The sequence below is a fragment of the Pantoea sp. Ae19-2 genome, assembly GCF_059801205.1.
Genome location: NZ_JBCHWE010000001.1, coordinates 2,958,106 through 2,982,529 on the forward strand (window position 1 = coordinate 2,958,106; position 24,424 = coordinate 2,982,529).

The following is a 24,424-nucleotide window of genomic DNA, read 5'->3' on the forward strand; positions in this document are numbered from 1 at the left end:
GAAGTCTACCAGAGATGCGTAAACAGGTAGAGATTTTCACCGATGGATCTTGTCTCGGCAACCCGGGCCCCGGTGGTTATGGCGCAATTTTGCGTTACGGGCAGCATGAAAAAACCTTCAGTGCGGGTTATCGCCTGACGACCAATAATCGCATGGAGTTAATGGCGGCCATCGTGTCACTGGAAGCCCTGACGCAACCCTGCGATGTGGTGTTAAGTACCGACAGTCAGTATGTGCGCCAGGGTATTACACAATGGATACACAACTGGAAAAAGCGTGGCTGGAAAACGGCTGAGAAGAAGCCGGTTAAGAACGTCGATTTGTGGCAACGGCTGGATACCGCGCTCAGCACACACCAGATTCAGTGGGAATGGGTTAAAGGTCATGCCGGCCATCCCGAAAACGAACGTTGTGATGAACTGGCGCGCAGCGCAGCGAACAACCCGGCCTTTGATGATATTGGCTATCAGCCAGAATCCTGATCTTTGACGTGTCGGAACTGGCGCGTCGCGTTGACCGTCTGGGGCAATTGTCTTTTGCTCAGGCTCATCCGCGCCTTGGTGGGCGTAAGGGGAAAACTCCGTTTACGCGCCACAACAATGTTCAGGCAACCTAACGCGGGAAGATGGGCGCTGATCATTTTCCCCCCCTGCCGATGCCAGGGCAGCACCTGGAAACGCGTGCGGTAAACCACTTCGTAATTCAGTAAGCCCAGCCAGTCCAGTAATCGCATCTGACTAAACATCCGGCTGCTCCAGGGCGCTTTACGCTGGATGCCCGGCACCATCTTACTGATGCCCAGCAGACTGAACGGATTAAAACCACTGATGATCATCCAGCCGTCATCGATCAGAACGCGATCAACCTCGCGCAATATCCGGTGCGGATCCTGACTCCAGGATAACGTATGGGCCAGTAAACAGGCATCAACAGACTTCGATTCAAACGGCAGCTGTGCCGGATTTGCCAGCACCTGTAGCTGTTCCCCTTCAGTGCCTACACTGACCTGATGTGAGATAGCACAATTTTCTGTATTGATTTCTGCGCTGAGGTTGCCAAGCTTAAGCATATGAAAGCCGTACAGCTTTCCCAGGTAAGGCTGAAGCTGCTGTGTAAGCGCATCGCGGAAATAGACGCCCCAGGGCATATCGTGCCATGAGCGTGGCGCGTTCAGGATTTGGCGTGTTTTAGCGGGCTTCATGCTTTACCATTTTCCTTTTTATACGGCCAGCGAGAGGTATCTATGAATCTTACCAGTATTCCTGCATTACAAGATAACTACATCTGGACGTTAACAGATGACAACGGAAAATGCCTGATTGTTGATCCCGGTGAAGCTCTGCCGGTACTGGAGAAGATCAAAGCTAACGGCTGGCAGCCTGAAGCGATTTTGTTAACCCATCATCATAATGACCACACAGGCGGTGTTAAAACCCTCTGCGAACATTTTCCTGACATTGCCGTTTATGGTCCGCAAGAAACAGCGGACAAAGGTGCAACCATTCGGGTCAGCGAAGGGGATAAATTCAACGTTCTGGGTCTGTCTTTCGAGGTTATCGCTACGCCCGGACACACTTTAGGACATATCTCATATTACAGTTCGCCTTATATTTTCTGCGGTGACACTCTGTTTTCGGGCGGCTGCGGTAGATTATTTGAAGGTACGCCAGAGCAAATGTTCGATTCTTTTCAGAAGCTTAACCAACTCCCAGAGGATACCCTGGTGTGCTGTGCACATGAATACACTTTATCCAATCTGAAGTTTGCTGCTGCAATTTTACCCCACGATCCGCAAATAACGGCTGAATACCATAAAATTAAGGACTTACGGGCCGAAAATCGCATTACTTTACCTACAAAACTGGCTCACGAGCGTGTGATAAATTTATTTCTCAGAACGCAAGATCCTGATTTACAACATGCTTTGAGCGTTGATTCAGAGGTAGAGCCTGTATGGAAGACATTTGCCGTTCTACGCGAGAAGAAAGACCGTTTTTGATTTTTCAGGTTGTGTTGTGAAGGACCGTCACGTATAGTTGCTCGTCTTTTAAGCGAACTATTGACACACACATGAAGGCTAAAGCGATATTACTCGCCTCGGTCTTGCTGGTAGGATGTCAGGCATCACGGAATGACGCCAATATCCCCGAACAGCATGCACAGAGTCTGTCTTCAGCTGGTCAAAGTGAAAATGGAAAGTACGGTGATCGACTTTTATCGCCGCGATGGCAGGAAGATGGAACTGGCCTCGCAGAAGATAGTGATCTCTGGAGTTTCATTAGTGACGAGTTGAAGATGGGGATTCCGGAAAACCCCCGGATCCGCGAACAGAAATTAAAGTTTTTAAAAAATAAGAGCTATCTCCACGATGTAACATTACGGGCAGAGCCGTACATGTACTGGATAGTCGAGCAGATTAAGAAACGTAAGATGCCGATGGAACTAGTACTGCTACCCATAGTGGAGAGCGCTTTTGATCCTCACGCAACGTCATCTGCAAATGCCGCTGGCATCTGGCAGATTGTTGGCAGTACGGGTCGAAACTATGGTTTAAAACAAAACCGTTACTACGATGGTCGTCGCGATGTTGTCGCTTCAACCAAAGTAGCGCTGGATATGATGCAGCGTCTAAATACCATGTTCGGTGGTGACTGGCTTCTGACAGTTGCGGCCTACAACAGTGGCGAAGGACGTGTGCTCAAAGCGATTAAGCAGAACAAGGCACGCGGTAAGCCTACCGACTTCTGGCATCTTTCGCTTCCACGTGAAACGACGGTTTATGTTCCAAAAATGTTGGCCTTGAGCGAGTTGCTTAAGAACAACAAGCGTTACGGTATCAAACTGCCGACACCTAACGAAAACCGTGCACTGGCACGTGTTGAAGTGGGTCAGCAGATAAAACTGACGCAAGCCGCTGAAATGGCCGGTATGTCGCTCACAAAGTTGAAGAGCTTCAATACCGGGTATAAAGGCGGTGCGACAGCACCTAATGGGCCACACTACATTATGGTGCCGAAAGCTAACGTCGCACAGTTGCGGGATTCACTGGCTTCCGGTGATATCTCTGCAGTGCAGCCCACCCAACTGGCAAAGGCCAGTAATGATGGTGGCTACAAAGTGCGAAGCGGCGATACCCTGTCGGGCATTGCCAATAAGTTAGGCGTCAGCGTTGCAACACTGAAGCAGCAAAATAACCTGCGCAGTGCCAGCATTCGTCCGGGCCAGATACTGACCGTCGGATCGAGCGGCACGAGCCTGGCGGATAATGGCAACAGCATCACCTATCGTGTTCGTAAGGGTGATTCTCTTGACAGTATCGCCCGTCGTCACGGCGTGAATATTAAAGACGTGATGCGCTGGAACAGTGTTGTGAGTAATGCAAAAGATATTCAGCCTGGCGATGAGCTAACGTTGTTTGTTAAGAATAACGCAACGCCAGATACCTGATACGTTGAAAAGGCTGACAAATGTCAGCCTTTTTTCTTATTCGATTCTTCTGCACTTTGCATGATCTCCCGGCGTTTCGCCCTCTCCTCCTGACAGAACGTCTCTCCGCGAGATTCTCCTCACCGACTGGCGTTAAATTCGACCAGTAAGGGATTATGATCGGATGCGCGCGTCACCAGCACTGACGCCTCACTAACGTGCATGTCGCGATAGAAGACGAAATCTAACGGCCGGCCAAAGGCTTTACGTCGATGATCCGCGGTGAACATCACCTCTTCCAGCTGCATCTGATGAGCAAACCGGTAAAGCGCGTTAATCCGTTGACGACTCCACGCATTGAAATCGCCAGCCATGATAACCGGACCACGGTGGTGAACGATCTGTTCGCCAATAGGCCCAAGTTGTTTACTGTAGACATCCACGCCCAGACTAAAGTTTACGGCATGAATGTTGACTACCATAAGCGTTTCACCCGTGGGTAACGGATAGGCCGTGACTAAAGCCGATTTAGAGAGCCTCAGAAGCGGCTCTCGCTCGCGCAAAGGGCAACAGTAGACTGGGTGAGCGGAAGCCAGTGTCATCACGCCAGAGGGATGCTGAGGCAACACGAATGCCGGAACCTGATCGGCCGCCAGATAGTTGCTGGTCGCAAATCGGATAAGCTCTGGCGTGGTTTGCGCTTCCTGGAGCAGAACCAGATGCGCATCTTTACCAAAGCCTTCCAGTACGGACATCCAGTCGGCACGCTGCTGTTTAAAGATATTCCATACCAGCACTTTAAGATTGGGGTGAGCGGGGAGCGGCGCGCCGGGAGGCAGCGCCTGGCCGAGATGAAACATTGCACCCGGGGGAAAGATCCTCTCCGCTGGCTGTCCGGCTACATATCTCATCGCGTAGGTTTTTTTGCGCACTTTCCCGCCTGGCTAATCGTTCAAAAAGTCGTATGACTTATCTGTTATAGGGATTTTAGTACGCGGTTTCAATGGATGCTGCCGATTGTTCCAAACCCACTCTGTTTATTTTAATCATAACGGGCTGTATTGATACGCTGTCTTGTGGGCCGGTCTGCTCAAGCGCGGCATAATTTATCATCTGTCTTATCGGGAAAAAGCCTTTCGCGCCAAGGGGCCAGGTCAGTGCTGTGCTTTAATAACAGTTCTATCGGCCTACAGGCTATTTGGCGTGAAGAGACACCATGAAGGCATCGTCTGAAGAACTGAAAGTATTTGTGAGCGTGGTTGAAAGTGGAAGCTTCAGCCGGGCTGCCGAGACGTTAGAGATGGCCAACTCTGCCGTAAGCCGTACGATTAAGAAGCTGGAAACTAAGCTGGGGCTGGCCTTACTTACGCGAACGACCCGCAATCTTGCATTAACGCAGGAAGGGGAACGTTATTTTCAGCAGGTCCAACATTTTCTTCAGGTGATGACCGCGGCGGAAAACGAGTTGATGGAAAGCCGTGATGTGCCCAAAGGGCTGTTGCGGATAGACGCAGCTACGCCAGTCATATTGCATCTCATCATGCCGATGATAAAGTCCTTTCGGGAACGCTATCCGGACATCGCGCTTTCGCTGATTTCTTCTGAAAACTTTATCAACCTGATTGAGCGAAAAGTCGATGTGGCAATTCGGGCAGGCAGTCTGACGGATTCTGGCCTCAGAGCGCGACTGCTTTTTATCAGCTATCGCCGTCTCATTGCCTCTCCCGACTATTTGAAAAAACACGGTATACCTTTGCGGGCGGCCGATCTGGATAATCATCAGTGTCTTGGTTTTATTGATGCACCGCGCCTTAATCGTTGGCCTGTGGCCTGTGAAGGCGGCGAACTTTATGGCATTCGTTCTGAGCTCGATTCAAATAGCGGAGAGACCATCAAGCAGCTTTGCCTGGAAGGGAATGGTATCGCCTGTCTGTCAGATTACATGGTGCATAAAGAAATTGAAGAAGGCAGCCTGGTGGAGATCATGTCCGATCAGCGTTTGCCGGTTGAGATGCCCTTTAACGCCGTGTATTACAGCGATCTCGGCGTAACCCAGCGCGTGCGTGCCTTTATTGATTTTCTCAGTGAGTGGGTGGTCAGACAGCCCTGGCATGTGCAAAACGATTTGCAGCAACACCTCTCTATAAAGCCCTGAAGGGCTGTGCTCGCTACAGCCTGTGAGACGTTGCCGTGTGGAAGAGTAATGGCAATTATTTTGGCTCAGAAATGGAAAAAGCCCTGACCGTTAAGTCAGGGCTTTCCAATTAAGTGGCGGAACGGACGGGGCTCGAACCCGCGACCCCCTGCGTGACAGGCAGGTATTCTAACCAACTGAACTACCGCTCCACCGATTCTGTACTGACGTCAGAAAAACGTTCTGATATCAGGTATATCGCCCTTCCGCGTCACCGGTAAGGTCACGACCAGCGTACTGGTCTTAATTTGATGCCTGGCAGTTTATGAATCACGCTGTGATTCACCCTTCGGGCCGCTGCTTCGCAGCGTTCAAAAGCGTTCGCTTTTGTCCTACTCTACTGAGTAGTGAACTGCCCGAGGTTACGTGCAGGTCCTTCAATTTGATGCCTGGCAGTTCCCTACTCTCGCATGGGGAGACCCCACACTACCATCGGCGCTACGGCGTTTCACTTCTGAGTTCGGCATGGGGTCAGGTGGGACCACCGCGCTAAGGCCGCCAGGCAAATTCTTTGTGCTCCGTCCTGCGTCTTTCACGCTGCTGCCGCGCTGGCTTCCCTCGCGCCGCTCAGTCACATACCTCAGTATGCTCCTTCACCCCGTCTCGGTTGCCGCCTTGCACTCAGCGCAAAATCTTTCGTTTCCGCAGATTCTTTATCCGGTAAACAATGCTGAAAATTTAAATCGTCTCTCTACCAAAACGCCTCTGGCGTTGTAAGGTTAAGCCTCACGGGTCATTAGTACCGGTAAGCTCAACGCATCGCTGCGCTTACACACCCGGCCTATCAACGTCGTCGTCTTCAACGTCCCTTCAGGAGCCTTAAAGGCTCAGGGAGAACTCATCTCGGGGCAAGTTTCGTGCTTAGATGCTTTCAGCACTTATCTTTTCCGCACTTAGCTACCGGGCAGTGCCACTGGCGTGACAACCCGGACACCAGCGGTGCGTTCACTCCGGTCCTCTCGTACTAGGAGCAACCCCCCTCAATTCTCCAGCGCCCACGGCAGATAGGGACCGAACTGTCTCACGACGTTCTAAACCCAGCTCGCGTACCACTTTAAACGGCGAACAGCCGTACCCTTGGGACCTACTTCAGCCCCAGGATGTGATGAGCCGACATCGAGGTGCCAAACACCGCCGTCGATATGAACTCTTGGGCGGTATCAGCCTGTTATCCCCGGAGTACCTTTTATCCGTTGAGCGATGGCCCTTCCATTCAGAACCACCGGATCACTATGACCTGCTTTCGCACCTGCTCGAGCCGTCACTCTCGCAGTCAAGCTGGCTTATGCCATTGCACTAACCTCCTGATGTCCGACCAGGATTAGCCAACCTTCGTGCTCCTCCGTTACGCTTTGGGAGGAGACCGCCCCAGTCAAACTACCCACCAGACACTGTCCGCAGCCCGGATTACGGGCCTACGTTAGAACACCAAACATTAAAGGGTGGTATTTCAAGGCCGGCTCCACGCAGACTGGCGTCCACGCTTCAAAGCCTCCCACCTATCCTACACATCAAGGCTCAGTGTTCAGTGTCAAGCTGTAGTAAAGGTTCACGGGGTCTTTCCGTCTTGCCGCGGGTACACTGCATCTTCACAGCGATTTCAATTTCACTGAGTCTCGGGTGGAGACAGCCTGGCCATCATTACGCCATTCGTGCAGGTCGGAACTTACCCGACAAGGAATTTCGCTACCTTAGGACCGTTATAGTTACGGCCGCCGTTTACCGGGGCTTCGATCAAGAGCTTCTCCTTGCGGATAACCCCATCAATTAACCTTCCGGCACCGGGCAGGCGTCACACCGTATACGTCCACTTTCGTGTTTGCACAGTGCTGTGTTTTTAATAAACAGTTGCAGCCAGCTGGTATCTTCGACTGGCTTCAGCTCCGGGAGCAAGTCCCTTCACCTACGCGCCAGCGTGCCTTCTCCCGAAGTTACGGCACCATTTTGCCTAGTTCCTTCACCCGAGTTCTCTCAAGCGCCTTGGTATTCTCTACCTGACCACCTGTGTCGGTTTGGGGTACGATTTTGTGTTACCTGATGCTTAGAGGCTTTTCCTGGAAGCAGGGCATTTATCACTTCAGCACCGTAGTGCCTCGTCGTCACGCCTCAGTGTAAAGTGAACCGGATTTGCCTGGAACACACACCTACACGCTTAAACCGGGACAACCGTCGCCCGGCTGATATAGCCTTCTCCGTCCCCCCTTCGCAGTAACACCAAGTACAGGAATATTAACCTGTTTCCCATCGACTACGCCTTTCGGCCTCGCCTTAGGGGTCGACTCACCCTGCTCCGATTAACGTTGAACAGGAACCCTTGGTCTTCCGGCGACAAGGTTTTTCACCTTGTTTATCGTTACTTATGTCAGCATTCGCACTTCTGATACCTCCAGCATGCCTCACAGCACACCTTCGACGGCTTACAGAACGCTCCCCTACCCAACAACACATAGTGTCGCTGCCGCAGCTTCGGTGCATGGTTTAGCCCCGTTACATCTTCCGCGCAGGCCGACTCGACCAGTGAGCTATTACGCTTTCTTTAAATGATGGCTGCTTCTAAGCCAACATCCTGGCTGTCTGGGCCTTCCCACATCGTTTCCCACTTAACCATGACTTTGGGACCTTAGCTGGCGGTCTGGGTTGTTTCCCTCTTCACGACGGACGTTAGCACCCGCCGTGTGTCTCCCGTGATAACATTCTCCGGTATTCGCAGTTTGCATCGGGTTGGTAAGCCGGGATGGCCCCCTAGCCGAAACAGTGCTCTACCCCCGGAGATGAGTTCACGAGGCGCTACCTAAATAGCTTTCGGGGAGAACCAGCTATCTCCCGGTTTGATTGGCCTTTCACCCCCAGCCACAGGTCATCCGCTAATTTTTCAACATTAGTCGGTTCGGTCCTCCAGTTAGTGTTACCCAACCTTCAACCTGCCCATGGCTAGATCACCGGGTTTCGGGTCTATACCCTGCAACTTAACGCCCAGTTAAGACTCGGTTTCCCTGCGGCTCCCCTATACGGTTAACCTTGCTACAGAATATAAGTCGCTGACCCATTATACAAAAGGTACGCAGTCACCCCATAAAGAGGCTCCCACTGCTTGTACGTACACGGTTTCAGGTTCTTTTTCACTCCCCTCGCCGGGGTTCTTTTCGCCTTTCCCTCACGGTACTGGTTCACTATCGGTCAGTCAGGAGTATTTAGCCTTGGAGGATGGTCCCCCCATATTCAGACAGGATACCACGTGTCCCGCCCTACTCTTCGAACTCACAGTATGTGCATTTTAGTGTACGGGAGTATCACCCTGTACCCTGCGACTTTCCAGACGCTTCCACTAACACACAAACTGATTCAGGTTCTGGGCTGCTCCCCGTTCGCTCGCCGCTACTGGGGGAATCTCGGTTGATTTCTTTTCCTCGGGGTACTTAGATGTTTCAGTTCCCCCGGTTCGCTTCATTACGCTATGTATTCACGCAATGATAGTGTGACGAATCACACTGGGTTTCCCCATTCGGAAATCGCCGGCTATAACGGTTCATATCACCTTACCGACGCTTATCGCAGATTAGCACGTCCTTCATCGCCTCTGACTGCCAGGGCATCCACCGTGTACGCTTAGTCGCTTAACCTCACAACCCGAAGGTGTCTCGTAAGACACAATCGCTGTTGTGAAAATTTGAGAGACTCGAACATGTCTTAACCTCATTCTTTATTACGGAAGAATGAGACGACATGTCGTTTCAATTTTCAGCTTGTTCCGGATTGTTAAAGAGCAAATATCTCAAACATGACTCTTTCAAGTCAGCTTTGAGATAGTTCGGCACGCAACTTTCACTTACATACCAGCAAGTGGCGTCCCCTAGGGGATTCGAACCCCTGTTACCGCCGTGAAAGGGCGGTGTCCTGGGCCTCTAGACGAAGGGGACACTGAAGTCTCAATCGCAAGACGCCTTGCTTCTCTACATCTATCAGACAATCTGTGTGAGCACTACGCGGGTTGTATCTTTTAGGTAAGGAGGTGATCCAACCGCAGGTTCCCCTACGGTTACCTTGTTACGACTTCACCCCAGTCATGAATCACAAAGTGGTAAGCGCCCTCCCGAAGGTTAAGCTACCTACTTCTTTTGCAACCCACTCCCATGGTGTGACGGGCGGTGTGTACAAGGCCCGGGAACGTATTCACCGTAGCATTCTGATCTACGATTACTAGCGATTCCGACTTCATGGAGTCGAGTTGCAGACTCCAATCCGGACTACGACGCACTTTATGAGGTCCGCTTGCTCTCGCGAGGTCGCTTCTCTTTGTATGCGCCATTGTAGCACGTGTGTAGCCCTACTCGTAAGGGCCATGATGACTTGACGTCATCCCCACCTTCCTCCGGTTTATCACCGGCAGTCTCCTTTGAGTTCCCGACCGAATCGCTGGCAACAAAGGATAAGGGTTGCGCTCGTTGCGGGACTTAACCCAACATTTCACAACACGAGCTGACGACAGCCATGCAGCACCTGTCTCAGAGTTCCCGAAGGCACCAAAGCATCTCTGCTAAGTTCTCTGGATGTCAAGAGTAGGTAAGGTTCTTCGCGTTGCATCGAATTAAACCACATGCTCCACCGCTTGTGCGGGCCCCCGTCAATTCATTTGAGTTTTAACCTTGCGGCCGTACTCCCCAGGCGGTCGACTTAACGCGTTAGCTCCGGAAGCCACTCCTCAAGGGAACAACCTCCAAGTCGACATCGTTTACGGCGTGGACTACCAGGGTATCTAATCCTGTTTGCTCCCCACGCTTTCGCACCTGAGCGTCAGTCTTCGTCCAGGGGGCCGCCTTCGCCACCGGTATTCCTCCAGATCTCTACGCATTTCACCGCTACACCTGGAATTCTACCCCCCTCTACGAGACTCAAGCCTGCCAGTTTCAAATGCAGTTCCCAGGTTAAGCCCGGGGATTTCACATCTGACTTAACAGACCGCCTGCGTGCGCTTTACGCCCAGTAATTCCGATTAACGCTTGCACCCTCCGTATTACCGCGGCTGCTGGCACGGAGTTAGCCGGTGCTTCTTCTGCGGGTAACGTCAATCAATGCGGTTATTAACCACATCGCCTTCCTCCCCGCTGAAAGTACTTTACAACCCGAAGGCCTTCTTCATACACGCGGCATGGCTGCATCAGGCTTGCGCCCATTGTGCAATATTCCCCACTGCTGCCTCCCGTAGGAGTCTGGACCGTGTCTCAGTTCCAGTGTGGCTGGTCATCCTCTCAGACCAGCTAGGGATCGTCGCCTAGGTGGGCCGTTACCCCGCCTACTAGCTAATCCCATCTGGGTTCATCCGATAGTGAGAGGCCCGAAGGTCCCCCTCTTTGGTCTTGCGACGTTATGCGGTATTAGCCACCGTTTCCAGTGGTTATCCCCCTCTATCGGGCAGATCCCCAGACATTACTCACCCGTCCGCCACTCGTCACCCGAGGAGCAAGCTCCTCTGTGCTACCGTCCGACTTGCATGTGTTAGGCCTGCCGCCAGCGTTCAATCTGAGCCATGATCAAACTCTTCAATTTAAAGTTTGATTTGCTGAAACCAGTTCAGCGGTGCTCATCTGTAAAACGTCATAATGAATTTCATTATGTGTTCACTCGTGAGGCTTTGATATTTTTTACGTCCGGAGACGCTGATATCAATCCTGCGAGTGCCCACACAGATTGTCTGATAAATTGTTAAAGAGCAGTGCGAACAGCGGGTTAACCGTCTGTCGCGAGGTGGCGTATATTACGCTTTCCTCCTTCAGAGTCAACCTCTTTTTCAGAAGTTTTTCTCCGGCGGAAACTCCTGGGAGCCTCCTGCTGAACACCGCGTTACGTAAGCCGTTGTGCCGTGTCAGTGGAGGCGCATTATAGGGAAGCTTTCACAGAGCGCAAGTGCAAATTTGAACTTTTTTGCTGTTCGTCTGAAATTTGCACAAAGGGGCTGTTTTACGCGCTTTTAATACGGGCAGGTAACTCGGCAAGACTCTTTATTACCCAGTCAGCCAGCGCTTCACCTTCAGCCGTGACCGGCTTACCGCTGCGCACAAGGACTTTCTTACCTACGCCGGCTGCCTCGGCGGCCTGCATATCTTCCAGTTTGTCACCCACCATATAAGAGGCCGCCATATCGATGTGCAACTCTTGTTGCGCGGACAGTAACATCCCGGGCTGAGGCTTACGGCAGTCACACTGCTGGCGATATTCTTCAATCGTCGCGTCGGGAAGGTGCGGGCAGAAATAGATCCCATCAAGGTCAATATCCCGATCGGCCAGCGACCAGTCCATCCACTCGGTAAGCCGCATAAACTGATCTTCGCTAAACATACCGCGAGCAATACCAGACTGGTTAGTCACGACAACCAACGCAAAGCCCATCTTCTTTAATTGTTGCAATGCTTCAATGACGCCATCAATAAACTGGAAATTATCGATTTCGTGGACGTAGCCGTGATCAACATTGAGGGTGCCATCGCGATCGAGAAAAATGGCCGGGACTTTATTCGTCACGTAAAAACTCCTGCTATAAAAATTGCCGATCAGTATCGCACGATTGCGATTAAAGGGAGAATGTCTGATTGAATCACTTCCATTGATTTAGACGTCTGGATGCCTTACCATCCATCCAGCTTATGCATGCTTTCAGTGATGAGAGCACACCAGACCACGGACAATGCAAGACGATAATAAATAACGTAATGATTAAATTAGAAAATATTACCAAAGTGTTCCAGCAAGGTTCGCGATCGATACAGGCATTATCAAATGTCAGCCTGCACGTACCTGCCGGGCAAATCTATGGCGTCATCGGTGCATCCGGTGCCGGTAAAAGCACGCTCATTCGTTGCGTGAATCTGCTTGAACGCCCGACTTCCGGCCGCGTGCTGGTTGACGGTGCAGACTTAACGGCGCTGGGCGAACGGCAACTGACTCAAGCCCGCCGTCAGATCGGCATGATTTTCCAGCACTTTAACCTGATGAACTCACGCACGGTTGCGGGCAACGTTGCGCTGCCGTTAGAGCTGGGTCAGCTCTCTCGTGAGGAAATTAAAAAGCGTGTGACCGAGCTGCTGGATCTGGTCGGCCTGGCTGATAAACACGACGCCTGGCCAGCCAATCTTTCCGGTGGTCAGAAACAGCGCGTCGCTATCGCGCGTGCGCTGGCAAGCAATCCCAAAGTCCTTCTGTGTGATGAAGCCACCAGCGCGCTCGATCCGGCAACAACCCGTTCGATTCTTGAATTGCTCAAAGATATTAACCGTCGTCTTGGCCTGACCATTCTGCTGATTACGCATGAGATGGATGTCGTAAAACGCATCTGCGATCAGGTCGCAGTGATAAGCCAGGGCGAGTTAATTGAAAAGGACAGCGTGAGCGAAGTCTTCTCGCATCCTAAAACGCCGCTGGCACAACAGTTTATCCAGTCAACGCTGCACCTGGATATTCCGGACGATTATCAACAGCGCCTGTCACCTGAAGCAGGCCCAGAGAGCATGCCCTTACTGCGTATGGAATTCACCGGGCAGTCTGTCGATGCACCTTTACTCTCTGAAGCCGCGCGTCGTTTCAATATCAACAACAACATTATTAGTGCGCAGATGGATTATGCCGGCGGTGTGAAGTTCGGCATCATGCTGGCGGAAATTCACGGCAGCGAAAGCGATACACAGGCCGCGATTCAGTGGCTGCAGGAACATCACGTAAAAGTAGAGGTACTAGGTTATGTCTGAAGCGATGATTGCGTTGCTGGGGCGCGGCGTGTGGGAAACGTTGATGATGACCTTTGTCTCTGGCTTTTTCGGTTTCGTACTGGGATTACCGGTAGGCGTCCTGCTCTATGTGACCCGTCCGGGTCAGATTCTGGAAAACAAAGGTTTGTATCGGGTGCTGTCGGCGCTGGTCAACATCTTCCGCTCTATTCCCTTTATTATCCTGCTGGTCTGGATGATTCCGTTTACCCGCATCATTGTTGGCACCTCTATTGGCTTGCAGGCCGCCATTGTGCCACTGACCGTGGGTGCGGCGCCCTTTATTGCCCGTATGGTTGAGAACGCCCTGCTGGAACTGCCAACCGGACTGATCGAAGCGTCACGCGCCATGGGTGCCACACCGATGCAAATCGTGCGAAAAGTGCTGCTGCCCGAAGCCCTGCCCGGCCTCGTCAATGCGGCCACCATCACGTTGATTACGCTGGTCGGCTACTCTGCAATGGGCGGAGCCGTGGGCGCGGGCGGTCTGGGACAGATTGGCTACCAATACGGTTATATCGGATATAACGCGACAGTGATGAATACGGTATTAGTGTTATTAGTCGTTTTGGTGTATCTCATACAATTCTGTGGCGACCGCATCGTGCGTGCTGTGTCCCATAAATAAGCAAGCAATATCACTATTAAGGAAAGGATATGTCTTTCAAATTTAAAAAAATTGCCGCTGTGGGTGCATTAATTGGCGCGATTGCGCTGGCAGGATGCGATCAAAAAGCCAAAGATCCAAACCACATTAAAGTGGGCGTGATTGTCGGCGCAGAACAGCAGGTTGCGGAAGCGGCGGCTAAAGTCGCTAAAGACAAGTATGGCCTGGATGTTGAGCTGGTCACCTTTAACGACTACGTGCTGCCTAACGAAGCACTGAGCAAAGGTGATATTGATGTGAATGCCTTCCAGCATAAACCGTATCTGGATCAACAAATCAAAGATCGTGGTTACAAGCTGGTATCCGTTGGTAACTCTTTCGTTTATCCGATTGCGGGCTACTCGAAAAAGATCAAATCACTCGACCAACTGCAGGACGGCGCGCAGGTTGCCATTCCTAATGATCCAACTAACCTTGGTCGTTCGCTGCTGCTGCTGCAGAAAGTGGGCCTGATTAAGCTGAAAGACGGTGTGGGCCTGCTGCCAACCTCACTGGATATCGTTGAGAATCCAAAACATCTGAAGATTGTTGAGCTGGAAGCGCCACAGCTGCCACGTTCGCTGGACGATCAGCAAATCGCACTGGCGGTCATCAACACGACTTACGCCAGCCAGATCGGCCTGACACCGGCGAAAGATGGCATCTTTGTTGAAGATAAAGACTCACCGTACGTGAACCTGATTGTTGCGCGTGAGGACAATAAAGACGCAGAAAACGTGAAAAAATTCGTGCAGGCTTATCAGTCTGACGAGGTCGCGGATGCGGCGAACAAAGTCTTTAACGGTGGTGCAGTTAAAGGCTGGTAATTCAGCCTCCCATCTCTCCTCAGGGCGGCTTATAGCCGCCCTTTCTGATATTGCGCTTTGCTGACTTGTTATTTATCCGTGTCCTTGTTTCAATAACGCCACTTTTTGAAACTTGAGGATGTTGCCATGCGTTTTTTACCGCTCTGCTTGTTAGCATTGATGCTGACAGGGTGTGTTCGAGAGTACCACCCAATAAGCAGCGCACCTTCTCATCCGCAGCAATCCAGCGAACCGACACGTAAGCCAACGTATCGTCCCGCGCCTGTTAAGGTTTACACCGATGCGGCCGATCTGGTGAGCAAACCCTTCCGCGATTTAGGCGAAGTGTCCGCTGAAGATTGCCAGGTGAGCAATCAGAGCTCCCCCCCAAATATCGCTACCGCACGTAAACGTATGCAGATTAAAGCGTCACAGATGAAAGCCAATGCTGTGCTGCTGCATAAATGTGAAATCGTCAGCAGCACGCCGGGCTGCTACCGTCAGGCTGTTTGTCAGGGATCGGCGTTGAAAGTCACCAGTCAATGAGTGAATTCGCCTTTGCGCAAATCGGCGTGATCCGTTCTCCCTGGAAAGAGAAGTTCGCCGTGCCGCGTCAGCCTGGGCTGGTACAGGACGGCGGCGGCGAACTGCATCTTTTGCCGCCTTATAACCAGGCGGATGCCGTGCGCGGCCTGGAAGACTTCAGCCACCTCTGGATTCTGTTTGTTTTTCATCAGACCATGGAAGGCGGCTGGCGCCCTACCGTACGGCCTCCACGGCTGGGCGGTAACGCGCGCATGGGCGTTTTTGCCACCCGCTCCACCTTTCGCCCCAATCCCGTCGGCATGTCGCTGGTTGAGCTCAAAGGCATTCGCTGCGAGAAGCAGCAGGTCATTCTGCAACTGGGCAGCCTGGATTTAGTGGACGGTACGCCGGTTGTCGATATTAAACCTTACCTGCCTTTTGCCGAGGCCCTGCCCGAAGCGCGCGCCGGTTTCGCGCAGGCCGCGCCGGAAAGCACTATGCCGGTCCGGTTTTCAGCGCTTGCCCAACAGCAGTTGCAACAGCACGCCCGCTATCCGCATCTGGCACGCTTTATCAGCGACGTTCTCGCTCAGGATCCGCGGCCCGCTTACCGTAAAGGTGAAATCCAGGACAGGGAATATGCCGCCTGGCTAATGGAGTTTAACGTGCGCTGGCGCATTGATGACGCAGGGACGGAAGTGGTGGCTATCGATCCGCGTTAAAACCCGCTTTTTAGCCAGTGATCTCACTGGTACACTAGCCGCCAGCAAATTTTGTCTGTGAATTTCCGATCAACTGGAATCGTAATCAATGCGTACTACTCAATATCTGCTCTCTACTCAGAAAGAGACACCTTCTGACGCGGAAGTGATCAGCCACCAGCTGATGCTGCGTGCCGGGATGATCCGTAAACTGGCTTCAGGCTTATATACCTGGCTGCCAACCGGACTGCGCGTATTAAAAAAGGTCGAAAACATCGTCCGTGAAGAAATGAACAATGCCGGTGCCATTGAGATTTCAATGCCTGTGGTGCAACCCGCCGATCTGTGGCAGGAGAGCGGTCGCTGGGAACAGTACGGTCCAGAGCTATTGCGTGTTGCCGATCGCCATGAGCGCCCGTTTGTGCTCGGTCCGACGCACGAAGAAGTGATCACCGATCTGATTCGTAATGAGCTGAGCTCCTACAAACAGCTGCCGCTGAATCTGTATCAAATCCAGACTAAATTCCGTGATGAAGTGCGCCCGCGCTTTGGCGTAATGCGTTCGCGTGAATTCATCATGAAGGATGCTTACTCCTTCCATACTTCTCAGGAATCGCTGCAGGAAACCTATGACGCGATGTATCGCGCCTACAGCCAGATTTTCAATCGTATGGGGCTGGATTTCCGTGCAGTGCAGGCTGATACCGGCTCAATTGGTGGTAGCGCATCTCACGAATTTCAGGTGCTGGCGCAGAGCGGTGAGGATGACGTGATTTTCTCAACGGCGTCTGACTTCGCCGCCAACATTGAATTTGCTGAAGCCGTCGCGCCCGCGGGCGATCGTCCTGCGCCTGCAGAAGAGATGCGTGAGGTGGATACGCCGAATACCAAAACCATCGCAGAACTGGTGAGCCAGTTCCAGCAGCCGATTGAGAAAACCGTGAAAACCCTGATGGTGAAGGGCGCAGAAGAAAGCGGTCACGCGTTGGTGGCGTTGCTGGTTCGCGGCGATCACGAACTGAACGAAATCAAGGCAGAGAAATCGCCTCTGGTTGCTTCTCCGCTGACCTTTGCCACCGAAGAAGAGATCCGCGCAGCGGTTGGTGCGGGTCCTGGTTCGCTCGGCCCAGTGGGGCTGAATATGCCAGTTATCGCAGACCGTACCGTGGCGAAGATGAGCGATTTTAGTGCCGGTGCCAACATTGAGGGTAAACACTATTTCGGCATCAACTGGGAACGCGATCTGCCAATGGCGCAGGTAGCCGATCTGCGTAACGTCGTGGAAGGTGACCTGAGCCCGGATGGCAAAGGTACGTTGCAGATTAAACGTGGTATCGAAGTCGGCCACATTTTCCAGCTGGGCACCAAATACTCTGAAGCGATGAAAGCCTCCGTACAGGGCGAAGACGGTCGTAACCAGATCATGACCATGGGCTGCTACGGCATCGGCATCACCCGCGTGGTTGCGGCGGCCATCGAGCAGAACCATGACGACCGCGGCATCATCTGGCCTGCTGCGCTGGCGCCGTTCGAAGTGGCGATTCTGCCGATGAACATGCAGAAATCGTTCCGCGTGAAAGAGTTAGCGGAAGAGCTGTACAACACGCTGCGCGCCAAAGGCGTAGAGGTGATTCTGGACGATCGTAAAGAGCGTCCGGGCGTGATGTTTGCGGATATGGAGCTGATTGGCGTACCGCACACCATCGTGATTGGCGATCGCAATCTTGATAATCAGGAGATTGAGTATAAAGCCCGTCGTGCCGGTGAGAAGCAGATGATCAAGCAGGATGAAATTGTCGAATTTCTGCTTAACGCGCTTAACAAGTAACCGCACTATAACGCCCCTTTAAGGGGCGTTTTTTTTTGCTGAATAACGTGCGACTATCAGGCTTGTTCCCGCATTCTGTTCCTGTCTGACTTGTCATAACGCCCCATGCACATGTCCCTTATTGCACCTTGCCGCGCAGCGCTTTGGTATTGCTGCGCCGTGACTTGCCCTCCAGCCTGCGCTCTTTCGAGGCGCGCGTAGGTCGTGTTGAGCGCCGGACTTTCTCTACCGTGGTAAGTTCGCGGATCAGGTTGACCAGCCGCTGCAGTGCCGCCTCCCTGTTCATCTCCTGACTCCGGTACTCCTGCGCCTTGATGATCACGGTTCCGTCACCGGTAATTAAATGGTGGCTGGCATTTAGCAGTCGCTCTTTATAGAACGGTGGCAAGGACGAGGCGGCAATGTCGAAACGTAGATGAATGGCGGTGCTGGTTTTATTCACATGCTGACCGCCAGAACCCTGCGCCCGAATAGCCGTCAGTTCAATTTCACTGTCCGGCAGCTCAACGTTGCGTGACAGCATAATCATCTGTCACCTGCCTGCGTGCAGTACGCGTTTTTTTGTATGGGGCTATCCATTCACTGAACCTTTCGTGCTTTATCCTGGGTCGTCTTAGACGGCGTAGCCAGCTACTTTAGCAGTGATTTGCGCGCGGTTCCTGTTTTTGCCTGGCTGATTTTCTGGAAATGCCTGTGATATAGTCGCTAATCAACCAGAGTGTTTCTGCTCTGCTGAGGAGGTGCCTGTGCAAAAATATTGTGAGTTAGTTCGCCAAAAATATGCCGAAATCGGCAGCGGAGATCTGGGATATGTACCCGATGCCATTGGCTGCGCCTTAAAAGCGCTGGATGATATTGCCGCGAATGTTGCGCTAAACGCTTCTCTCAGGGAACAGGCGGCCTATGCCGCCGCAAACTTATTGGTGAGCGACTATGTTGATGAATGAAGCTTATAAACCCATCAATTGCGATGACTACGATAATCTGGAACTCGCCTGCCAAAAAAACTGGATGCTGTCGCTGGAGTTAAAAGACGGTGAACAGCTTAAGGCCAAAGCCAAAGATATTCTTTCACGTAAAAACGTTGAATATCTGGCGATTGACCTTTCCGGTGAAACGCGCGAGTTACGCCTCGATCACATTGCCAGCTTCAGCCATCCTGAACTCGGCACCGTTGTTGTCAGCGAAGAGTAATTCACTTCCCGTCGGGCGGGATGCACTCCCGCCCACCTCATTCAGGTTTCAACGAACTGTAATAGGCGGCTAAATTCGCCATATCCTCATCATTTAAGCCTGCCACAAACGCCTTCATGACTTCAGCCTGTCCCCCGCTGCGTTCCCCTTTCTTATAGGCCTGTAATGCGTGGTTAAGATAGGCCGCATTTTGGCCAGCCAGATTGGGATAGAGAGGCGTGGTTGCTTTACCCTGTGCCCCGTGACAGGCCATACAGGCGGCCGCGCGTTGCTCACCCGCTTTCACATCGCCTGCGGCGTGGACCGGTAAAACAGTTATCAGCAGCAAGGCTGCTATGCGTTGCATTATTCCGACTCTCCCGTCGTTTTCTGCCAGTTGACTTGCCAGCCAGCGGCATCCTCGCTGGCACCTTCGCGGGTAACAAACAGCCCGGGCGCGCAAATCAACGTCTGATTAAAATAGATTAATGGAATGCGCGCGCGTTGCCAGGGCGGGATATTCAGCCTCTGCCAGATTTTTTTTATGTCACGTCCGCCTGGGCGATTCACGATATGCACATAGCCTGTTGCGTGAAACCGCACGAATACCTGCTCCTGCGGTTGTGGGCAGCGAAGCGTACTCGTGCTTTTTTCGGCCGTCAGTACGCCCAGGTTTTGTGGCAAATGCAGAGGTTGTTCGACGTCATTCCAGGCGATTTCACAGTCAGCTAAAGAGGCGCTGAGCGGCAAGTGGTAAAGCTGCTGCCGGTAGCGACGGATCTCGTGGTTGCCCAGCTTCAGGCGCGGCTGCGCATCTTCACGGCACAACATGATCTCCTGACGGATTCGACGTAATGCTTCGCGCGACGGCATTTTCTCGCCCTGAGCGGCCAGCCAGCGGCGCAGCAGGGCGTTGCCTTTTACCTCACTCATGGTCAGCAAAGGTGTGAAGCACAGGCTACCGTCGGGTTGAATAAGCTCGCTAAGCGGCTCAGCCAGTAACTCATCCAGCAGTTGCTCCTGCTCGCCACACAAGGCGGCACTGCGCGCCGACGCCTCGGCAAAATGCGGCCAGCGGCGCAGAAGCGTCGGCAACAGCTGCTGACGCAGAAAGTTTCGGTCATAGCGCTGATCCTGATTGCTTTCATCTTCAACCCAGACCAGTTGATGCGCCTTGGCGTACTGCTCCAGGCTCAGGCGGGAATGGTTTAACAAGGGTCTGAGTAAGGCATGTCCGGCAAACGTCGCCGCCGCCGGCATGGCCGCCAGGCCCGCCGGGCCGCTGCCGCGCTTCAGCGCCAGGAGCAGCGTTTCACACTGATCGTCCAGATGCTGCGCGGTTAGCAGCTTTTCATCCGCGCACAGCGCCTGCCCCAGAGCCTGATAGCGTACCTGCCGCGCTGCCGCTTCAATGCCTTGTCCCTGATCCGTTACCTGCACACGCAGGACTTCACAAGGAATCTGCCACCGTTCGCACAGGCACAGGCAGTGCGCTGCCCAGCTATCGGCATTCGGGCTGAGGCCATGATGCACATGCAGCGCACGCAGCCGTGACCGCGGGCGCGCTTGCTGCCAGGCCCGCAGTTGATGAAGCAGAACGGTAGAATCCAGACCACCGCTGAACGCCACGACCAGCGCGTCATTTTCCTTTAACAGTGCGTCAAAATCAGACATGTTCTCAATCCATACCGCGGCCAGTGGAGTAGCCCAAAGCCGCCATTTTACGCCTGATAGAGTTCCAGCGGCAAACCATCCGGATCGGCAAAGAACGTGCAGGGCTTTCCGGTGAGCTCATCGATGCGGATCGCTTCACATATCACGCCCTGCGTTGCCAGATAGCGCATCGCCGCTTCAACGTCCGGCACGCTGAAGGCCAGATGACGCAGGCCACAGGCTTCCGGTTGACTGACGCGTGCGGGCGGTGTGGGAAACGAAAACAGCTCAATCGTATACTGACCGTTCAGTGCCAGATCCCCTTTCCACGAATCACGCGCTTCACGATAGTGTTCGCTTTGCAGTTCAAACCCCAGAATGTCGCAGTAAAACGCTTTGCTGCGCGAATAGTCTGATGCAATGATCGCGATATGATGGATGTGCGTTAGCTGTAGCATCGTTGCTTCCTGTTAAACATGACGTCCTGTTACCCGGCCTGTTTCAGCACACGTACCCGATATTCCCCCTCTTCGGTGAGGATCGCGCCGTGAATATCCGTCTCAAAGCCAGGATAGTGGCGTCCAATGCTACACAGCATTAACAGGAAGTCGAGTACGGCGCGGCTTTGTTCTGTGATCATTTCACCAGGCATCACCAGAGGAACGCCCGGAGGATAAGGCAGGATCATGTTGGCAGAGATGCGGCCCACCAGCTCATTGATGTTCACGGTTTCAATATTGCCCTTCACCTGTTGCTGAAAAGCCTGATGCGGCGTCATTTTCATCTCGGGCAACACGTCAAACGCCTTCAACATGAGCCGCGGTAAATCATGTTGCTGGATAAGACGGTGGATCCCCTGCGCCAGCGCCTGAATACGCATGTTGCGATAAAAATCGGGATCCTCCGCATAGAGATCCGGCAACATATTTTTGACCCGGAGATTGAGATCGTAGGCGCGCTTAAATTCCGTTAACCCTCGCAGCACGCTCATCGCTTTGGTTTTATCAATGCCGATACTAAACAGGAATAACAGATTGTAAGGGCCGGTTTTTTCAACCACGATGCCGCGCTCATCCAGGAACTTCGCCACCAGCGCCGCCGGAATGCCCTCTTCCGCCATCACGCCCAGCTCGCTCATGCCGGGTGTCAGGATCGTTACCTTGATCGGATCAAGATACATGTGGTCGCGATCGGCCTGGGTGAATCCGTGCCAGTCCTCTTCCCCCGGCTGTATCGGCCAGCACTGGGCTTCATCAACGTGTTCAGGCTGCCAGATATCAAAAAACCAGCTGTCGCACTCTTCTCGCAACCGCTGTATCTCACGACGGAAATGCAGGGCGCGTTCCACTGACCGGTTAATGAGCCTTTTGCCCGGATTTCCCCGCAGCATCGCCGCCGCTGTCTCAATGGATGAGACGATGGCATAGTTCGGTGAGGTGGTGGTGTGCATCATGTAGGCTTCATTAAACGTCTGCTCGTCATAGTCGCCTTTAATATGAATCAGCGAAGCCTGGGAAAAAGCCGCCAGCAGTTTATGGGTGGACTGCGTTTCATAGAAGACTTTACCCGGCACCCGCTCACCGCTCATGCCGCTTTTCCCCTCATAGATGGGATGAAAGTTGGTATAGGGAACCCAGGCAGAATCAAAGTGGATCGACGGCACCTCAAGGGTTTGCTTGATGTACTGAGTGTTGTAGAGCAAACCGTCGTAGGTCGAATTGGTGATCACCGCATGTACTGGCCAACTGGCGCGCGGCGTGACCGCCACTTTTTGCTCGATGCTGGCACGGGTGAACTCTTTTTGCGGAATACCGCCCAAAATACCCAATGCGTTGCGTGTTGGCTTGAGCCAGATGGGGATCAAATCGCTCATCATCAACAGATGCGTGAGCGACTTATGGCAGTTGCGGTCCACCAGAATCGTGCTGCCTGCCGGGGCAGCATACATTCCGACGATTTTATTCGAGGTCGAGGTGCCGTTGGTCACCATGTAGCTCTGTTCCGCACCAAAAGTGCGGGCGATATACTCCTCGGCTTCCAGATGCGGCCCTGTGTGGTCCAGCAGCGATCCCAGTTCCGTTACCGAAATCGAGATATCCGACTTCAGCGTATTGGCACCAAAAAAGTCATAGAACAAGCAGCCGACCGGGCTTTTCTGGAAGGCCGTACCGGCCATATGGCCAGGGGTACAGAAGGTGTATTTCCCCTCTTTCACATAGGTAAACAACGCTTTGGTCAACGGCGGCGTGATGTTGTCGAGGTAGTCATCGGTGTACTGTCGGATGTGAAGAGCAATATCGTCGGCGGCATTCAGCGCATATTCAAAGAAATGCAGCGGCATACGCATTTCATTAATACTGATATCCATCTGGGAATGGGTATTGATAAAGGCATACAGCGGCAGGTATTCATTAAGCTGATTGATTTCACCACACAGCTCCGGGCTGTTGTGTTCATCCCAGTCAAAAATGACGCCGCTGATACGGGGATTGTGTTCAATGAGTTTTAGCAGATCGTCATTGTTTTTCGGCCGGATGAGTTGAAAACCTTGCTGACTCAGCGCGACTTCCAGTTCGCGCAAGGGTTCATCTTTGTAAAACACGCCATGCGCGCCCATGATCGCCAGAATATTCAATGCACATCTCCCTGATTGTTGAGGCATTAAGTAAGCATAGCGAATGATGCCACTCAACTGCAGTCAGATTAATGGCATAAAAAAAGCGGACCGAAGTCCGCTTTATCGTCATGAAGCACAATCAGGCGTAGCCGTAGCTCATCAGACGTTGATAACGGCGATCGAGCAGTTCTTCGGTGCTGAGCCCTTCCAGATCGGCCAGATCGGCCAGCAGTTGCTGTTTCAGCGACTGCGCCATTTCGACAGGATGACGATGCGCCCCGCCCAGTGGCTCAGGGATAACCGAGTCAATCAGCTTCAGCTCTTTCAGACGCGGCGCGGTAATACCCATCGCTTCGGCTGCCAGAGGCGCTTTATCGGCGCTTTTCCACAGAATAGAGGCACAGCCTTCCGGAGAGATAACAGAGTAAGTGCTGTACTGCAGCATGTTAACTTTATCACCCACACCAATGGCCAGCGCACCACCGGAACCGCCTTCACCGATGACCGTACAGATCACAGGCACCTTCAGACCGGACATTTCCCGCAGATTACGGGCAATAGCCTCAGACTGACCACGCTCTTCCGCACCAACGCCAGGATAAGCGCCAGGCGTGTCGATAAAGGTCAGGATTGGCATCTTGAAACGCTCAGCCATTTCCATCAGGCGCAGCGCTTTGCGATAGCCTTCTGGTGCTGGCATGCCAAAATTACGGCGAATCTTCTCTTTGGTTTCACGTCCTTTCTGGTGACCAATGATCATGACCGGGCGACCATCAAGGCGCGCAATCCCGCCCACAATGGCTTTGTCATCCGCATAAGCACGGTCACCCGCCAGCTCATCGAAATCGTCAAAGGCATTGCGCACGTAATCAAAGGTATAAGGACGTAGCGGATGGCGTGCCAGTTGTGCAATTTGCCATGCGCCCAAATCGGCGAAGATTTTACGGGTCAGCTCAACGCTTTTCTCGCGCAGTCGCTTCACTTCTTCGTCGAGATTGACGTGTTTATCGTCCTGACGACCAATCGAGGTTAGCGAATCAATCTTCGCTTCCAGTTCTGCAATTGGCTGTTCAAAATCCAGGTAATTAAGACTCATAATGT

The 24,424-nt window shown here is 52.7% G+C and carries 21 protein-coding genes, 2 tRNA genes and 3 rRNA genes; 12 read left to right on the forward strand and 14 right to left on the reverse strand.

What is annotated here, in order from left to right; genetic code table 11:
* The first annotated feature begins 14 nt into the window (after window positions 1–14).
* Window positions 15–482 (forward strand): ribonuclease HI, encoded by a 468-nt coding sequence (gene rnhA, locus AAIE03_RS13770; RefSeq protein ID WP_014606540.1) that lies wholly within the window; start codon window positions 15–17, stop codon window positions 480–482.
* On the opposite strand, the gene AAIE03_RS13775 is transcribed toward rnhA, so the two are convergent.
* Window positions 467–1,201 carry a class I SAM-dependent methyltransferase gene (locus AAIE03_RS13775; protein WP_013024720.1) on the reverse strand — a complete coding sequence of 245 codons (735 nt, stop codon included), beginning with the start codon at window positions 1,199–1,201 and terminating at the stop codon, window positions 467–469. The two genes, rnhA and AAIE03_RS13775, sit on opposite strands and share 16 nt — an antisense overlap.
* A 42-nt stretch (window positions 1,202–1,243) precedes the next feature.
* Between AAIE03_RS13775 and gloB the strand changes: the two genes are divergently transcribed.
* Together gloB and mltD are read left to right on the forward strand one after the other, a co-directional pair.
* Window positions 1,244–1,999: a hydroxyacylglutathione hydrolase gene (gene gloB / locus AAIE03_RS13780; RefSeq protein WP_019106317.1), complete on the forward strand. Its 756-nt coding sequence runs from the start codon at window positions 1,244–1,246 to the stop codon at window positions 1,997–1,999.
* A 71-nt stretch (window positions 2,000–2,070) separates the two neighbouring features.
* A complete protein-coding gene (gene mltD, locus AAIE03_RS13785) occupies window positions 2,071–3,447 on the forward strand; it encodes a murein transglycosylase D (protein WP_013024718.1) in 1,377 nt (458 codons plus the stop codon).
* 119 nt (window positions 3,448–3,566) lie between these two features.
* On the opposite strand, the gene AAIE03_RS13790 is transcribed toward mltD, so the two are convergent.
* Entirely contained in the window at window positions 3,567–4,358 is a 792-nt protein-coding gene (locus AAIE03_RS13790; protein WP_014606543.1) for an endonuclease/exonuclease/phosphatase family protein, read from the reverse strand.
* Window positions 4,359–4,642: 284 nt separating this feature from the next.
* Between AAIE03_RS13790 and yafC the strand changes: the two genes are divergently transcribed.
* Entirely contained in the window at window positions 4,643–5,581 is a 939-nt protein-coding gene (gene yafC / locus AAIE03_RS13795) for a DNA-binding transcriptional regulator YafC (RefSeq protein ID WP_491652765.1), read from the forward strand.
* A 114-nt stretch (window positions 5,582–5,695) separates the two neighbouring features.
* Here yafC and AAIE03_RS13800 read toward each other — a convergent pair.
* From AAIE03_RS13800 to gmhB, 6 genes are all read right to left on the reverse strand, one after another.
* Window positions 5,696–5,772, reverse strand: a tRNA-Asp gene (locus AAIE03_RS13800).
* A gap of 235 nt (window positions 5,773–6,007) precedes the next feature.
* Window positions 6,008–6,123, reverse strand: a 5S ribosomal RNA gene (gene rrf / locus AAIE03_RS13805).
* Between the two features lie 212 nt (window positions 6,124–6,335).
* Window positions 6,336–9,240 (reverse strand): 23S ribosomal RNA (locus AAIE03_RS13810).
* Between the two features lie 221 nt (window positions 9,241–9,461).
* A tRNA-Glu gene (locus AAIE03_RS13815) sits at window positions 9,462–9,537 on the reverse strand.
* A gap of 85 nt (window positions 9,538–9,622) precedes the next feature.
* Window positions 9,623–11,164 (reverse strand): 16S ribosomal RNA (locus tag AAIE03_RS13820).
* Together the 16S, 23S and 5S rRNA genes with 2 tRNA genes alongside form the textbook arrangement of a ribosomal RNA operon.
* Window positions 11,165–11,575: 411 nt before the next feature.
* Complete coding sequence (gmhB, locus tag AAIE03_RS13825) at window positions 11,576–12,136, reverse strand: D-glycero-beta-D-manno-heptose 1,7-bisphosphate 7-phosphatase (RefSeq protein ID WP_014606544.1); 561 nt, start codon at window positions 12,134–12,136, stop codon at window positions 11,576–11,578.
* A 188-nt stretch (window positions 12,137–12,324) separates the two neighbouring features.
* Here gmhB and metN point away from each other — a divergent pair, with 188 nt between their 5' ends.
* From metN to proS, 6 genes are all read left to right on the forward strand, one after another.
* Complete coding sequence (metN, locus tag AAIE03_RS13830; RefSeq protein WP_020693764.1) at window positions 12,325–13,356, forward strand: methionine ABC transporter ATP-binding protein MetN; 1,032 nt, start codon at window positions 12,325–12,327, stop codon at window positions 13,354–13,356.
* Entirely contained in the window at window positions 13,349–14,002 is a 654-nt protein-coding gene (locus AAIE03_RS13835; protein ID WP_013024713.1) for a methionine ABC transporter permease MetI, read from the forward strand. The genes metN and AAIE03_RS13835 overlap by 8 nt, the downstream gene beginning before the upstream one ends.
* A gap of 29 nt (window positions 14,003–14,031) precedes the next feature.
* Complete coding sequence (locus tag AAIE03_RS13840) at window positions 14,032–14,847, forward strand: MetQ/NlpA family lipoprotein (RefSeq protein WP_014592975.1); 816 nt, start codon at window positions 14,032–14,034, stop codon at window positions 14,845–14,847.
* A gap of 126 nt (window positions 14,848–14,973) precedes the next feature.
* Complete coding sequence (gene rcsF, locus AAIE03_RS13845) at window positions 14,974–15,372, forward strand: envelope stress sensor lipoprotein RcsF (protein WP_014592974.1); 399 nt, start codon at window positions 14,974–14,976, stop codon at window positions 15,370–15,372.
* Window positions 15,369–16,073: a tRNA (N6-threonylcarbamoyladenosine(37)-N6)-methyltransferase TrmO gene (gene tsaA / locus AAIE03_RS13850; protein WP_013024710.1), complete on the forward strand. Its 705-nt coding sequence runs from the start codon at window positions 15,369–15,371 to the stop codon at window positions 16,071–16,073. The genes rcsF and tsaA overlap by 4 nt, the downstream gene beginning before the upstream one ends.
* A gap of 88 nt (window positions 16,074–16,161) precedes the next feature.
* Window positions 16,162–17,880: a proline--tRNA ligase gene (proS, locus tag AAIE03_RS13855; protein ID WP_013024709.1), complete on the forward strand. Its 1,719-nt coding sequence runs from the start codon at window positions 16,162–16,164 to the stop codon at window positions 17,878–17,880.
* A gap of 118 nt (window positions 17,881–17,998) precedes the next feature.
* Here the strand turns inward: proS and arfB are convergent, their stop codons facing one another.
* Window positions 17,999–18,409 (reverse strand): alternative ribosome rescue aminoacyl-tRNA hydrolase ArfB, encoded by a 411-nt coding sequence (arfB, locus tag AAIE03_RS13860; RefSeq protein WP_013024708.1) that lies wholly within the window; start codon window positions 18,407–18,409, stop codon window positions 17,999–18,001.
* Between the two features lie 217 nt (window positions 18,410–18,626).
* Between arfB and AAIE03_RS13865 the strand changes: the two genes are divergently transcribed.
* Together AAIE03_RS13865 and rof are read left to right on the forward strand one after the other, a co-directional pair.
* Window positions 18,627–18,827: a YaeP family protein gene (locus tag AAIE03_RS13865; RefSeq protein ID WP_014606545.1), complete on the forward strand. Its 201-nt coding sequence runs from the start codon at window positions 18,627–18,629 to the stop codon at window positions 18,825–18,827.
* Window positions 18,814–19,074, forward strand: coding sequence for a Rho-binding antiterminator (rof, locus tag AAIE03_RS13870; RefSeq protein ID WP_013024706.1), 261 nt, complete (start codon window positions 18,814–18,816; stop codon window positions 19,072–19,074). Before AAIE03_RS13865 ends, rof begins: the two co-directional genes overlap by 14 nt.
* Window positions 19,075–19,111: 37 nt before the next feature.
* Here rof and AAIE03_RS13875 read toward each other — a convergent pair whose 3' ends face one another.
* The 5 genes from AAIE03_RS13875 to accA all read right to left on the reverse strand — a co-directional run bounded on the left by AAIE03_RS13875 (window position 19,112) and on the right by accA (window position 24,419).
* Window positions 19,112–19,420: a c-type cytochrome gene (locus tag AAIE03_RS13875; RefSeq protein WP_200286655.1), complete on the reverse strand. Its 309-nt coding sequence runs from the start codon at window positions 19,418–19,420 to the stop codon at window positions 19,112–19,114.
* A complete protein-coding gene (gene tilS, locus AAIE03_RS13880) occupies window positions 19,420–20,727 on the reverse strand; it encodes a tRNA lysidine(34) synthetase TilS (protein ID WP_200286656.1) in 1,308 nt (435 codons plus the stop codon). The genes AAIE03_RS13875 and tilS overlap by 1 nt, the downstream gene beginning before the upstream one ends.
* A gap of 47 nt (window positions 20,728–20,774) precedes the next feature.
* Entirely contained in the window at window positions 20,775–21,164 is a 390-nt protein-coding gene (locus tag AAIE03_RS13885) for a VOC family protein (RefSeq protein ID WP_014592971.1), read from the reverse strand.
* 29 nt (window positions 21,165–21,193) lie between these two features.
* Window positions 21,194–23,341, reverse strand: a complete 2,148-nt coding sequence (locus tag AAIE03_RS13890; protein ID WP_019106450.1) for a lysine decarboxylase LdcC — start codon at window positions 23,339–23,341, stop codon at window positions 21,194–21,196.
* A gap of 121 nt (window positions 23,342–23,462) precedes the next feature.
* Window positions 23,463–24,419, reverse strand: a complete 957-nt coding sequence (gene accA, locus AAIE03_RS13895; RefSeq protein WP_013024701.1) for an acetyl-CoA carboxylase carboxyl transferase subunit alpha — start codon at window positions 24,417–24,419, stop codon at window positions 23,463–23,465.
* Window positions 24,420–24,424: the final 5 nt, after the last annotated feature.

What these genes read in the sequence shown, in the direction of transcription:
- rnhA (WP_014606540.1), top strand. Translation starts at nt 15, where the DNA reads ATGCGTAAACAGGTAGAGATTTTCACCGATGGATCTTGTCTCGGCAAC.
- AAIE03_RS13775 (WP_013024720.1), bottom strand. Translation starts at nt 1,201, where the DNA reads ATGAAGCCCGCTAAAACACGCCAAATCCTGAACGCGCCACGCTCATGG.
- gloB (WP_019106317.1), top strand. Translation starts at nt 1,244, where the DNA reads ATGAATCTTACCAGTATTCCTGCATTACAAGATAACTACATCTGGACG.
- mltD (WP_013024718.1), top strand. Translation starts at nt 2,071, where the DNA reads ATGAAGGCTAAAGCGATATTACTCGCCTCGGTCTTGCTGGTAGGATGT.
- yafC (WP_491652765.1), top strand. Translation starts at nt 4,643, where the DNA reads ATGAAGGCATCGTCTGAAGAACTGAAAGTATTTGTGAGCGTGGTTGAA.
- metN (WP_020693764.1), top strand. Translation starts at nt 12,325, where the DNA reads ATGATTAAATTAGAAAATATTACCAAAGTGTTCCAGCAAGGTTCGCGA.
- AAIE03_RS13835 (WP_013024713.1), top strand. Translation starts at nt 13,349, where the DNA reads ATGTCTGAAGCGATGATTGCGTTGCTGGGGCGCGGCGTGTGGGAAACG.
- AAIE03_RS13840 (WP_014592975.1), top strand. Translation starts at nt 14,032, where the DNA reads ATGTCTTTCAAATTTAAAAAAATTGCCGCTGTGGGTGCATTAATTGGC.
- rcsF (WP_014592974.1), top strand. Translation starts at nt 14,974, where the DNA reads ATGCGTTTTTTACCGCTCTGCTTGTTAGCATTGATGCTGACAGGGTGT.
- tsaA (WP_013024710.1), top strand. Translation starts at nt 15,369, where the DNA reads ATGAGTGAATTCGCCTTTGCGCAAATCGGCGTGATCCGTTCTCCCTGG.
- proS (WP_013024709.1), top strand. Translation starts at nt 16,162, where the DNA reads ATGCGTACTACTCAATATCTGCTCTCTACTCAGAAAGAGACACCTTCT.
- arfB (WP_013024708.1), bottom strand. Translation starts at nt 18,409, where the DNA reads ATGATTATGCTGTCACGCAACGTTGAGCTGCCGGACAGTGAAATTGAA.
- rof (WP_013024706.1), top strand. Translation starts at nt 18,814, where the DNA reads ATGTTGATGAATGAAGCTTATAAACCCATCAATTGCGATGACTACGAT.
- AAIE03_RS13875 (WP_200286655.1), bottom strand. Translation starts at nt 19,420, where the DNA reads ATGCAACGCATAGCAGCCTTGCTGCTGATAACTGTTTTACCGGTCCAC.
- tilS (WP_200286656.1), bottom strand. Translation starts at nt 20,727, where the DNA reads ATGTCTGATTTTGACGCACTGTTAAAGGAAAATGACGCGCTGGTCGTG.
- AAIE03_RS13885 (WP_014592971.1), bottom strand. Translation starts at nt 21,164, where the DNA reads ATGCTACAGCTAACGCACATCCATCATATCGCGATCATTGCATCAGAC.
- accA (WP_013024701.1), bottom strand. Translation starts at nt 24,419, where the DNA reads ATGAGTCTTAATTACCTGGATTTTGAACAGCCAATTGCAGAACTGGAA.